General features: G+C 54.9%; 15 protein-coding genes. All 15 read right to left on the bottom strand.

The genetic code is table 11. The features are described 5' to 3' along the window. Positions 1-10: 10 nt before the first annotated feature. On the bottom strand, positions 11-313 hold the full coding sequence (locus ACM62Q_RS02880) for a DUF3613 domain-containing protein (protein WP_415033475.1): 303 nt from the start codon (positions 311-313) through the stop codon (positions 11-13). After that, on the bottom strand, positions 285-959 hold the full coding sequence (locus tag ACM62Q_RS02875; protein ID WP_415033474.1) for a helix-turn-helix domain-containing protein: 675 nt from the start codon (positions 957-959) through the stop codon (positions 285-287). The genes ACM62Q_RS02880 and ACM62Q_RS02875 overlap by 29 nt, the downstream gene beginning before the upstream one ends. Before the next feature lie 47 nt (positions 960-1,006). Continuing rightward, a complete protein-coding gene (locus ACM62Q_RS02870; RefSeq protein ID WP_415033473.1) occupies positions 1,007-1,708 on the bottom strand; it encodes a tetratricopeptide repeat protein in 702 nt (233 codons plus the stop codon). Then, a complete protein-coding gene (locus ACM62Q_RS02865) occupies positions 1,705-2,652 on the bottom strand; it encodes a type II secretion system F family protein (protein WP_415033472.1) in 948 nt (315 codons plus the stop codon). The genes ACM62Q_RS02870 and ACM62Q_RS02865 overlap by 4 nt, the downstream gene beginning before the upstream one ends. Then, positions 2,649-3,572, bottom strand: a complete 924-nt coding sequence (locus ACM62Q_RS02860) for a type II secretion system F family protein (protein WP_415033471.1) — start codon at positions 3,570-3,572, stop codon at positions 2,649-2,651. The genes ACM62Q_RS02865 and ACM62Q_RS02860 overlap by 4 nt, the downstream gene beginning before the upstream one ends. Then, complete coding sequence (locus tag ACM62Q_RS02855; protein WP_415033470.1) at positions 3,565-4,860, bottom strand: CpaF family protein; 1,296 nt, start codon at positions 4,858-4,860, stop codon at positions 3,565-3,567. Before ACM62Q_RS02855 ends, ACM62Q_RS02860 begins: the two co-directional genes overlap by 8 nt. A gap of 8 nt (positions 4,861-4,868) precedes the next feature. After that, complete coding sequence (locus ACM62Q_RS02850; protein WP_415033469.1) at positions 4,869-6,065, bottom strand: hypothetical protein; 1,197 nt, start codon at positions 6,063-6,065, stop codon at positions 4,869-4,871. A gap of 13 nt (positions 6,066-6,078) precedes the next feature. Then, complete coding sequence (locus ACM62Q_RS02845) at positions 6,079-7,365, bottom strand: type II and III secretion system protein family protein (protein ID WP_415033468.1); 1,287 nt, start codon at positions 7,363-7,365, stop codon at positions 6,079-6,081. A gap of 71 nt (positions 7,366-7,436) precedes the next feature. Continuing rightward, the gene (gene cpaB / locus ACM62Q_RS02840; protein WP_415033467.1) at positions 7,437-8,288 is read right to left on the bottom strand and encodes a Flp pilus assembly protein CpaB; all 852 of its coding nucleotides are present in this window, start codon (positions 8,286-8,288) and stop codon (positions 7,437-7,439) included. Positions 8,289-8,318: 30 nt separating this feature from the next. Next, a complete protein-coding gene (locus ACM62Q_RS02835) occupies positions 8,319-8,708 on the bottom strand; it encodes a TadE/TadG family type IV pilus assembly protein (RefSeq protein ID WP_415033466.1) in 390 nt (129 codons plus the stop codon). Positions 8,709-8,824: 116 nt separating this feature from the next. Next, the gene (locus ACM62Q_RS02830) at positions 8,825-9,328 is read right to left on the bottom strand and encodes an A24 family peptidase (RefSeq protein ID WP_415033465.1); all 504 of its coding nucleotides are present in this window, start codon (positions 9,326-9,328) and stop codon (positions 8,825-8,827) included. A 51-nt stretch (positions 9,329-9,379) separates the two neighbouring features. Further along, positions 9,380-9,544 carry a Flp family type IVb pilin gene (locus tag ACM62Q_RS02825; RefSeq protein WP_415033464.1) on the bottom strand — a complete coding sequence of 55 codons (165 nt, stop codon included), beginning with the start codon at positions 9,542-9,544 and terminating at the stop codon, positions 9,380-9,382. A 67-nt stretch (positions 9,545-9,611) separates the two neighbouring features. Next, a complete protein-coding gene (locus ACM62Q_RS02820; RefSeq protein WP_415033463.1) occupies positions 9,612-9,998 on the bottom strand; it encodes a response regulator transcription factor in 387 nt (128 codons plus the stop codon). Next, a complete protein-coding gene (locus ACM62Q_RS02815; RefSeq protein WP_415033462.1) occupies positions 9,995-12,013 on the bottom strand; it encodes a PAS domain S-box protein in 2,019 nt (672 codons plus the stop codon). The genes ACM62Q_RS02820 and ACM62Q_RS02815 overlap by 4 nt, the downstream gene beginning before the upstream one ends. A 171-nt stretch (positions 12,014-12,184) precedes the next feature. Then, the coding region (locus tag ACM62Q_RS02810; RefSeq protein WP_415033461.1) for a hypothetical protein at positions 12,185-12,395 on the bottom strand (211 nt) is incomplete at its 5' end.

Genomic DNA, 12,395 nt, shown 5'->3' with positions numbered 1-12,395 from the left:
GGCGCTCCAGTTATTTCGTTGTGGCAGCAGAACTCCCCCCTGCAGCAGTCGAGTTGCCTGTTTCATTGACGCTGGGTAGCGGGCGTTTAAAAGCCTCGAGATAACGCTGTTGAGCGCGCACTGCGGTTTCACCCTGCATCGGTCGAAATTCACCGGCAACGCCGCCCGAACGCTGTAGCTCGAGCAAGACCATCGTTCTTTCACCAATGGCGATCGGCGGGGGCGGCGGAACATCTTCCGGCAAGTTTTCCTGTGCGCCAAGCGCCCAGGTGCAGAATAAAAAACTAAGCGGCGCGAGAGAGCGGATGAGCATTGCGTTTCTCCTGTAATGCCTTATTGGCCAGACAAGCCGTGAGATAACCTCGCAGCACTTCGAACGAAAGCGGTTTTGCAAACACCGTGATTTCAGCCGGCACGCCGCCACGTTCTTCGATTTCATGCCTCTCCATGCCACTGACGGCGACGATATTGAGTGCCGACAGCGCCGGATCGGCGCGCAGCACCCGAATGATCTCGAAGCCATCAACGCCGGGAATGCGCAAATCAGTAATCAGCAAATCCGGCGGGGCACGGCCGATTTCCACCAAGGCTTCAAACACGCTCTTGACGAAAGTAAAACGTACCGGCATCTCCCAGGACTCCATCGTCATTTTGTAGAGGTGCAGCATGTCTTCGTCGTCTTCCAGAACGAGCGCGCTGTAGTGCTCATTTGCTGAAGCAAGCTCGGCAATGGATTGCACTTCCGGGGTGGCCGGATCTTCCCCTAAACGCTCCTTGATCAAGGCTTCAACTGAACTGATCGGCACACGCCGATGCCCACCATCCGTTTTCCAGGCTTTAAGCACACCGGCCTCCACCCAAAGTTGCACGGTGCGTAAAGAAACGTTGAGCATTTCTGCCGCCTCACGCGTCGTGTAATACACTTCACCGCTTGCTAGTGCCGTTGTTTTTTTCTTCATGGTCTTCGCTGTTTCCTTTTTCTCTGTCAGAAAAACACGGTTAAACATCATCGGCCGGACAAACTCGCCGACTCTTCTCGTAACTGGGCGCGTTGCGCATCTGTCATACCAAGATGCTGCATCATTTTCTCAGCCTGCCCAAGCTCTTGCATTTGCAGATACAGCAAAGCCAGATTTGCGCCGGCTTGAACATTGGCCGGATCCAGCTCGAAAGCCTTGGTCAGGCTCATCCGCGCGAGGGCGTGACGCCCGGCCTTCATCTGCACATAACCTAAATCGTTCAAAATCCGCGCATCGATCGGTGCCAGGCGATTGGCCTGCACCAACAAACGCTCACCCGCTTCGGCCTGCCCTTGAGCAATGGCAATCAAACCCAAACCGTGCAGCGCCTGCGGCAGGGGATTTTTTCCAGTCAAGTGTTGATAAATTTTAGCCGCATCATCGAGCGAACCGATTTGCCGTAGGGCATCAGCACGCAATAGCTGAGCCTGCCGGTTGTCCGGCCATTTCTGATCAAAAGCATCCAGATGGGCGAGCGCCGCATAATGCATCCGGCGCTGCTGCAAACTTTCGATCAACTGCAAATAAAGTGCCGGATCGTTCATGTCTTGGCGCAAAGCCTGGGATTCTTCGACCGCTGCCCCCGCCCCGCCTGCGCCACCGCTTGTTTGTGCCACGGCAGACAGTGTTGTCGCAAATACCAATGCCAAGCCTGCCCAGAGCAATCGCCAATCGCCTTGTGCGCTCATGACATCCCCCCTAAGGCCTTGAATACCGCCACAAAACCCGGCCCTGCGGTCACCAGCATCAGCGCGGGCAGCAAAAATATCACCATCACCACCACCATGCGCGTTGCTAATTTACCGACATATTCTTGTGTTTCGAAACGACGGCGTTCGGTCATGCGCAGAGAAAACTTCCGCAGAGGCTCCTGCACTGCGGCCCCGTAATGCTCGGTGTGGCAGATCAAGGCGACCAACTCGCTCAAGTCTTCAACATCCATCTGCTGCGCCATGAGCTGTAGTGCTTCGACGCGGCTGCGCCCGCTGCGAATCGCGTTGGCGACCACGGCAAGCTCGCTGGAAAGCACGGGTAAAGCCAGTTGAGAATTATGTGCAAACAAATTAATCGCCTGCTCGAAGCTCACGCCCACGCTATGCATCATGCGTAAAAAATCGATAAAAATCGGCAATTCGGTTTCTAATCGCCGCTGCCGGCGCTGCGCAAGAAAACGCAATAGGTAACGCGGCAGCAAATAAGCAACGATGGCCGCCGCAACCAGGCGCAACCAAACATCGCTGCTGTCGGTAAAGCCGCTGTAACTGGCAACCAAAACCAACAACAAAAACAAAAAACCCCAGCGTGTTGCTTGAAACGCCATGGCGGGTTTTGTGCCGCGCACTCCGGCTTTGATCAATAAACTCCGCTCTTCATTTACCTCATCCCCCACCGCAGCCAACGGCAAACGCCCGGAAAGACGCAGCATCCACTGCTCTACTGCATTAAAGCGCGCGTCTTCTGCTTCTGCCGCGCGTTCGATTTGTGGGTCAAGTAAACGATCGAGCATCTCGAAACGCCGTTTTTGCTCCAGCTTGCGCAAGGCGCTTTGCAGGCTGCCAAAAAGCAAACTGCCGGCCCCGATAACGCCCAGAGCAACACTGGCAGCAACCAACCAGGGCAAATATCCACTCATGCGCGCAACCTCGCCATCCGAAACAGCAAAGCCATACCGCAAATCTGCAAAAGGAATGCCGCAAAAAGCAGTTTGCGGCCCAAGGCGTCATTCCACATGCCCAACAAATAATCTGGATTGCTGATCATGGTCATACCCGCCACCACTACCGGCAAGGCGCTCAGAATCCAGGCGCTGGTGCGGGTTTCGGCAGTCATGGCGCGTAACTCTTGCTGTGAGCGCAGACGCTCGCGCATCGTCGTCGATAAACGCTCGAGCACGGCGTGTGCGTTGCCACCATAACGCATGCCCAAGTGAAAAACCGAGGCCATGAACCCCAATTCCTCGATATCGTAATCTTCGGCCACTTGCGTCAAGGCATCCTCGATCGATTGCCCAGCCTGGGTGCGCACGACCACTTGGCGGCAAATCGATTGCAAGGGATTTTCACACTCCTCCGTAGCATTGCGAAAAGCCAGCTCAAGACTGCACCCTACGCTCAGAATGCGTGAAATGCTCTCGAGAAATGCAGGTAATTGTTCAACCAGGTGGTCGCGGAAACGCTCTGCACGAAAACGCAAAAAAAACCAGAGTAAAACGGGATAAACCAGCAGCAGCACCAGCAAGCCGTAGACCAAACCAAGAAACATCTTGGCCAAAAGCAGTAAAAACAAGGCTGCCGCCACAAGCAAAACATAGGTTTTACGCGTGCTTGTCAAATCGGCCCGCTGCAGCAAGCGATCGAGAAAGTCTGGAGTCCACGCGCCGGTCTGCTCTTGCAAGGATGTCGTCAAACGTTCATCTTGCCGGCCGAGTATCTCGTTCAAACGTTGCGTTCCGGCAAGTTTGCGTTTCTTGCGGCTCGCTTCGCGAATGAACAACACGCCGGCAATCAGCATGCAGACACTGGCAAATAGGCTGGCAAACAGAGCCTCACTCACCGCCACCCCTCCCGAGAGCAAAAGCAATTTTGGCTAATTTTTGCGATTGGGGTTGGCAGGGCCGAGAAAAAACACCCTCACGGCCATTGGGCCCCGGGTCAAAACGATACAACTCCTGCATCGCCACGACATCATCTTGCATGCCGGTAATTTCACTGATCGACATGACGCGCCGGGCACCGCTGGAAAGCCGCGCAAGCTGCACGATCAAATCGACAGCACCCGCAATTTGCCGTCGCAAATTGAACTCACTGCCCTGCCAACCGCCGAAATGCAGCAGCATTTCAAGCCGATGCATGCACTCGCGCGGTGAATTGGTATGAATCGTAGACATCGATCCATCATGGCCGGTGTTCATTGCCTGCAGCATATCGACGGCCTCGCCGCCACGCACCTCGCCGACGATGATGCGATCTGGACGCATGCGCAAGCTGTTACGCAGCAAATCGCGCGGCGTGACTTCTGCGGTGTTTTCCAAACCGCCGGGGCGCGATTCAAGGCGCACCACATGCTCGTGCAACAGTTGCAGTTCAGCCGCATCCTCGATGGTAATCACCCGCTCGCCATCGGGGATGAATTGGGCCAGCATGTTCAGAAACGAAGTTTTTCCCGAACCGGTACCGCCGCTGATCAAGATATTGCAGCGCATCCGGGTGGCCTGCGCAAGAAAATCAAGCATATCCTGATTCAGCGTGCCGTAAGCCAGCATGTCTGAGGCTTGCAACGGCTTGGCGCGAAATTTACGGATGGACAGCACCGGCCCATTGAGCGACACCGGTGGAATGATCACATTCAAGCGCCCGCCATTGGGAAGGCGGGCATCAACCATGGGGCTTCCTTCATCGACTCGCCGGCCCAGGGGTGCAATCATCCGCTGGATGATGCGCATGAGGTGGCGATTATCGATAAAACGAACAGAACTGCGCTGCAAAAGACCGTTTTTTTCGGTGAAAACCTCTTTGTAACCATTCACCAAAATATCCGCCACGGCATCGTCATCGATCAGTTCCTGCAAAGGCCCCAAGCCGGTCAGTTCGTGCGTAAGCTCTTTGACGATGACTTGAATGTCACTCATATTGAGCGGCGCTCGGTGGTTGGCGACGAAATCCTCCACCTCCTGTTGCACGAAGCGCTGCGTGACATGCGCCGACCAGCTGGAAAAATCGACGCTCAAATCTTCGATGCGTTCGACCAGGCGTTGATGAATGACCGCTTTGATGTCCTGAAATTCGTCGGATTGCCGAAAATCTCCCTTAGGATCGGTGCCAAGCGTGAAATCAAAGTCCATACCGCCTCCTACCCTGCAATCCAGGATTTGAGCTTACGTTTCCAGGACGAAGATTCACTGCGGTTTTTTTCTGCGCACCGCTCCACCAAAGCATTTTGCCGCGCCAGCTTGCGCAAGGCTTGGACATAGGGATCGCTCGGCGCGACATCGAGCAGCAAACGCCCTTGATTGGCACATTCGATAAATTTTTCCGGGCGCGCCGGCAACTCGAGCAGCAGGCGCAATTCCAGATGCTGCGCCAGTTGATCGGGACTCAACTCGATGCGGGGATCCACTTTGCCGGCAATCAAGCCAATGCGCTCGGTATTCACACCGCGTTCGCGAAAATTCGATAACAACAGGCGGGCCGAATAGGTCGAAGCCACACTTTGTTCGCTGATCAACAGGGTTTGGTCGCTGACGCCAAGCGCGTAAAGCAATAAATCGGTTCCAGCAAAACCGCCCAGATCAACGATGACCACTCTGAAATAAGATTTCAACATGCTGAGTAAGGTCATCGCATCATCTGGCGAAACGTCGCGCAGCTCTGCCAGGTTTTGCGGCAAGGTCAATAAGGACAGGCCGCTTTTGTGATGTGCAAAAGCGGTACTCAGCAGGGCTTGGTCCAGACGACGAAGACTGCGCACGGCATCGCAAAAATTGAAATTGACCCGCGTATCAAGATACAGGGCGGCATCGCCTGCCGGATAGCCGAAATCCAGCAGTAATACCCGGTCGTCGGGCATCACTTCTTGTTTCAGCAACAAGGCCAGATGCGCTGCCGCCGTGGTCGTACCCACGCCGGGGCGAGCCCCCAATAGGCTAATCATTTTCCCGGAAGATTGCGCCGGCAAACCCGGCGTGCGTTCCATCGCCAAACGAAGCGAATGGACGATGGTGTCGGCGGGGAATGCCAATTCAACGAAATCGCGTGCGCCGGAACGCATGGCCTCAACGATCAGTTCTGAATCTGAACGCGGGGCAAACCCTACGATCCACAACTGCGGATAAACCGAAAGCAGCTTGTTGGAGAGGGCAGAGGCTTCATCCAGACGCTCGTGACTGTAATCGATGAATACGGCACTGGCCCCCATCGAGCCCACCAACTGAACCAGCACATCGCTGTTCCAATGCAACCATACCGAAACCCCCAGCCCTTTAATTGCTTCGTTCAACTGTGTAAAGCGAACTTCGTCTGCGGTGACTACGATGAAACGCGTTTCCATGTCGCAACTCCGATTACTGAGACAAGCCGGTGATGCGGCGATTGAAACCTTCGTCCGAAGTCAGCCAGCTTTCCATCAAGCCTTGATTCTGCTTGGCGAATTCAGCACCGGGCATTTCTCCCAATTCGGTGCCGGCGGCCAACGGGCGCACCAGGCGGGGGGTGACGATGAAAACGAGCTCTTTGTCTTCGCGGGAAATACTGACGTTCTTGAAAAACGCCCCGACAAGCGGCACATCGCCCAGGCCGGGGACTTTATTGATGTTACGCATGAGATTCTGGCTGACCAGGCCACCAATGATGAAGCTCTCCCCGTGCCCCAGTTCCACGCTGGTGGACGCGCGGCGTGTCGTCAGGCTGGGCACCGACACCCCATTGATCGTAATCCCATTCTCAAAATCGAGATCACTCACTTCCGGCGTTACCGTCAAGGCGATGCGATTCGTTGCCAGCACCGTGGGGGAAACCTGCAAACGGATACCGTAGGGTTTGTATTGGATAGTGGTCTGCCCCAAGGCTTGTGGAACGGGGACTGGAAATTCACCGCCTGCCAGAAAATCGGCATCTCGACCGCTTTGCGCGATCAGGGTCGGTTGCGCCAGCGTGCGAGCAAAACCATTGCCTTCGAGCAAACTCACCACGCCCAGCAAGTTGCGTTTGGATGAACCCAAGAGCAGATTCAAAGCCTGCGACACAGGTACACTGCTTTCAACCGTAATCGCACCGTTACTGACCTGTGCTTTACCGAGGCTGCCCGGCGCAAAGGTGCCGAAACTGAAACCTGATTTATTGGATAGAAAACTCATCCCTGCCCGATTCATGACCTTGCGGCTAAATTCCACCACCCGCACATCGATCTGCACTTCACCGCTTACCTGAACGCTGCTGGTATCAAGTAAAGGTGCCGCTTCTTTAGCCGCACCGAGATGCTGGGCGCGCTCGCGCGCGGCAACGACACTCGCCACGTCGGGTGCGCTGCCACTTAGGAGGCGCAAGTCACCCGTCGATTTCAATACCAGATCGCTGCTATTTTCTTCTGTAAATGCCGGCACGCTGACCAGAACGCGTTTTTCTTCGGCTTTGGCGCGGCCACGCAACCAAATCAACAAACTGGTCACCCCAGGGGCTTTTCCCTGAACGATGAATTGCCGGGGTGAAACCACACGAATCGCCGCCACAGCCTCATCACCCACCGCAACCCGGGTGACAGACTGACGCATATCGACGATTTCCTGGCCGCCGGCATCAACACGTAGCGTTTCGCCCACGAATTCGCTCGCCCAAGAACTACTGCCGAACATTGACAAGCTCGCCCACAACGCAAGCTGCAAGGCTACCCGCGTCACCTGACACTCTTTCCACTGCCGCACCATTATTTTGCCCCCTGAAAATGCACTGCAGTTTCTTTCAGACCGTGCCATACCCGAACCGTCGTACCCGCCTGTTTTGTTCCCGGCACCGAAGCAGAAGTTGGGCGCGCCGGCGTAGCAGCAGAAGTCAATGTCAAATCTTTCAACCTGAACGGTGTCAGCACAGGCGCTTCAGGCACGATCTCATCGGTCTGTGCCGCCTTTTGCTGAGGATGCAAGGCCAGCATCAAGCGCCCCGCTTCGGCGGCCAGCGCCAGTTTTTCGACGTCGGCCACCGGCATGGCGAGAACTGCCGTGCGGGCCGTATCCACCTTGCTCGCTCCTTTTTTGCTGCTCTCGGCCGTCTCTTGGCTGCCAAAAGCGACGACACGCAGACCGGGCAACAACAAACGAGCGTGAGAATCCGTGATTTCATCGCTGTTACGCCGAAAAATAGCAAACACATCGACCCGATCACCGGGACGAATCCGGTTGCCGACAGCGATCACCTCATCAACGCGAATCGCCACAGCCCGCTCGCCCGGTTTCAGCGCTTGCATCGACGCCTGTGTAACGGGTGGCGTAATCCGCTCACTCAATACCGTCTCTCCGGCAGCGATATCCACCGGAGTCACAGTACCGACAAGCGGTGTAATACTGTCAAAACTACCGCTTGGCCGCTCGGGAAAATTCATGATTCGCAGATTTTCAGCGGTCAGCAGGGTATCCGCTTCGATTCGCGCCGCGGCAACCACAACCGCATAGGTTTTCGGTGCTTCCGGCATCATTTGTTTACTGACTGTCCATGCGTAAGCCGCCAGACCAATGGCGACAAGCACGAGTAAAATGCCGAGCACGCGTTGTGTTTTACCCACCGTCAATCTCCTTAAGCGGCCAGCGACCGGTCAATACACTGCATCGAGTTGCACCTTTGCCCGCCCTTCCAGATGGTCGGGGAGCACGATCCCCATGGCCGGCAAGCCGGGCACCAGTGGATTGGCCTTGTAGTCATACCTGACCCGCACATCGACGCACATATAGGGCGTACCACTGCACGCTGCAGCAGTCACTTCCGGCACCGGTGCGCGCGCACCTAACCAGAGCAGGCTCTCGCCGGTCACCGTTTTGGCCAGGGCAATGCGCTCAGGCAAGCCCCCCACGTCACGCACCGCCGCCCGTGCGCCTTCGTTCGCCGACTGAACCAGGGAATGCTTCACCGCAAAGGCCAAACCGTAAGCCACCATGGCATACATCAGCATGAAAAAAAGCACAAAAACCAGGGCAAACTCAATCACGACTGCCCCAGTCTGTTGTTTCCGTACCTGTTGGCCGCGCATTTTTCCGTACATTTGCCTACACATAGTGTTTTTTTGTGTTTTTCCTTGCTTTTGCGTGCGTCTTTGCGTGTTTTTCATAACAAGCGCTCTTTAAGCAGATGCAACCATCCCGGAACTCCCAGCCAGAGAACCGCCAGCAAGGCGAGTGAAAGACAACTACCAAACGGTATGCGCAGCGACAGTCGTTCATCGAGCGCGGCGCTTCCAAGCAGTTGACGCCACAGTTGCGGCCACCCCTGGATCATGACGGCAGCCAAACCGGCGATGATCGATCCGATCAGAAAAACGGCAAAGAAAACCTCCCCACCGCCCAACCAGCCGATCACTGCCATGTACTTGACATCACCCGCTCCCATCCAACCGGCGAGGTAAAACGGGATGAAGCAAAGTAGCACCAGCACCAACACCAGCACCGCTTCGAACACCCCTTGCCCAAAAGGCAGACTGCCGCGGGCCACAAAAAATACCAGCCCAACAGCAATTCCCGCCAAGAGCCAGGCATTGGGCAATTTACGGCAGCGCGCATCGCTCACCGCCAAGATCAACGCCCAAACCGTCAACACGAGCTGAAGCGCCACCCCGAATTCAAGCAAGTTGGTGTTGACCCATGGCTGCTTTAAAACAAAAACTCAGGGAAGCGCCTTCTTAACGGTTTCGAACACTTCCTTGAGTTTCGTCCCCAGGTCGGTGATCGAAAGAATGATCGCCACTGCAATCAATGCAGCAATCAAACCGTATTCAACGGCAGTTGCCCCTTCTTCATCACGCAAAAAGCGCATCGTTGCCTCTTTCATTGCCGCTCTCCTTTCAAAAAAAACACTTTAGACTGATTTGTTCATTATGCTGATCGAGATCGAAAAGTCAATCCTTCCAGCTGTTTTTTACCGTTTCGAGCAAGCCTTGCGGACTAAATGGTTTGACGATGTACTGATCTGCACCTGCACGCTTGCCAGCGTCGATGTCTGTCAGCTGGCCTTTGGCCGAGAGCAAAAAAACCTTAATTTTGGCGGTCTGGGGGTCGAATTTGATGGCCTGACATAACTGCAAACCATCAATACCGCCCGGCAGCATGATGTCGAGAATGACCAAATCCGGTTTGAAGCTACGGATCTCTGCCAGGGCATTCACGGCATTATCCAACTCCCGAATTTCCGCTCCGAGCGGCTCGAGCGCAAGACGCGCCAGAAAACGCAAATCGCTTTCATCATCGATGATGAGAATCCGTTGCGGGGAGTCGGGTGCGTTCATGCGTTTTTCTTCACCACGGGGAGCCAAAGAACCACACTCGTCCCTTCACCGGTTTGGCTGCGTACTTCGACCTCTCCGGAAAAAAACTTCATATATTCATTGACCAATGCCATACCCAAGCCCGTCCCAGGAATCCCTGAATGCGTATTTGCCCGATAAAAGCGCTCGAAAATTCTCGCCGTTTGTTCGGGCGACATGCCAATGCCTTCATCGCTAACCACGATTCCCATGAACATTTGTCCATTGGCCGTTTTTTCCTCGTAAGAAATGCGCACCTGGCCGCCTTCTGGCGAGTATTTCACGGCATTACTCAACACGTTGATGATGCATTGCTGCAATTTGTCGCTATCGACGCTGACTTTCTGCTGCAACTTCGGCCAATCCATCACCAGGCGGTGGCTTGCTTCAGGAAAATGCTGGGAAGCAATCGCGTTGAGCAAAATCGGCGTAACTTCCTGAACGTTGAGTTTGAAGTTTTTTCCGCCACGCGCCTCAATCCGCGACAGATCAAGTAATTCATTGACTAAATTGATCAAGTTTTTTGTTTGCCGGTAAATCCGTGTCAGCAAGTCTTTTTGTACGGCGGGCTCAAATTCGCGCGACAACAGCATTTCTGAGAAACCAAAAATGCTCGACATCGGCGTGCGCAGTTCATGGGCTGCAGTTGACAAGAAATCGCTCTTCATCCGATCCACCTCGCTCTCACTCGTGATGTCGCGCAGATAAATCACGTGGCCGCGTGCGCCTTCACCCGGCAAAGCGCGCGCCTGCCAGCGCACGACAAGTTTTCGCGGCACGCTCAATTCAAACAGGCCATCCGATTGCTCTTGTGCATCGATGAACGAAGGCCGACGATCACCCAAATCTTCGAGCTGCTGCTCCAGCAGGGCAAGTGCACGTCCTATACAAGCAGACTCCGGCAACCCGGTCATGACGGTAAAGGCCGGATTCACAAAACTGACAATGCCTTGCGGATCAACAAATACGAAACCGTCCGGCCCCAGATTGAGAATTGCGTCGCGTACATCATTACTGCGTGCGAGTTCAAGTTCGGCAATTTTTCGCGCTTCGATATCAGCCAGCACGCCCGCCAGAACGATCTTGCCTTCTATGCGAGCGGTACGCACAGCGGCAGAAAACCAGTGACTCCGGCCTGCTGCATCACGAATGCGTAATTCACGATTCAAGCTTGCCTCGGGCGTGCGTTGAATTTCCTGCAAATAGTTTGAAAACACCGCAGCATCTTCTGCCTCGAGATAAGACTGCAAACATTCGCCCAGCGACAGTGCAACCGCATGACCGGTCAATTCCTCCCAGGCCGTATTAAGCATGACGAAACGCCCTTCGGTATCGGCACGAAAAATGACTTGTGTGACGCCTTCGAGCACCGCACGATAAGCCTCCTTGCTGCGCATGAGCGCAAGTTCAGCCTCCCGGCGCGCCGTAATATCGGTCAGCGCGCCAATCATGCGGACGGCTTCCCCATTGACGTCACGTACCGCCACACCGCTTTGCTGCACCCAGAGATACCCCCCCGCCGCCTTTATCAAGCGATATTCCGCAACAAAAACCGGGGTTTGCCCGCTCAAGTGGGCTTCCAAAAGCTGCGTCACCCGCCCCAAATCTTCTGGATAAACCCGCTGCAACCAAGGCTGCCCATGAATCGACGTATCGTCTTCCGCAAAGCCCAACAGGGTTTTCCAGCGCGGCGAGTAATAGGTGATACCCGCGTTGATGCGCCAATCCCAAACCCCGATATCGCAGCCGTGCAAAGCCATTTTGAAGCGCTCTTCGCTTTCGCTTAACTGTTGGCGCTTAGCACTCCAGTCACTCAAGGCCTGATCCAGGCGAACCCCCAGACGTCCTAATGTACCGGCACCACGCACACCACAGCGCACCGCTGCATCACCGGCAGAAAAATTTTCCAATGCCCGCTGCAAGCGGCGCAATCGAAAATGTGTAAACAGGTTGTAGGCCAGCACAAGAAGCAGCAAAAACCCAAGCAGCAACGACAATTCTTTGCTCCAAATATCTGCGCTCAGGACCGGCTCGACCGATTCTGCCGAGGCCTCAGCAAATGCCGTTAGAGAACTTACAAACAGCATTTTCCCCCTTGCACTTTTATTGCGCATTATCATTTCCACAAACTCGCCCGCCCGCATTTTGCACCTAAAAACATGAATTTATCAATATGCCGAAAATTCTTCACAAGCAATCAACATGCAAATAATTGCGCCCGCAAGCGACTTAAGCAAGCCGTCTGCCGCAAACCCTCCATACCACGCAACCGAGCCCGCAAAGCTTGCTCTGAACGGCGCGCCAGGGCAATCGCATTTACCCCCGAGGAAAAAGGCCGAGCAAAGAGGCTCTGTATTCAGGGAGGCGCTCAGCAGTTTT

The sequence above is a fragment of the Azonexus sp. genome (assembly GCF_047638095.1).
In the GTDB taxonomy this organism is placed as follows: domain Bacteria; phylum Pseudomonadota; class Gammaproteobacteria; order Burkholderiales; family Rhodocyclaceae; genus Azonexus.
This window is presented reverse-complemented; position numbering and strand designations above follow the sequence as displayed.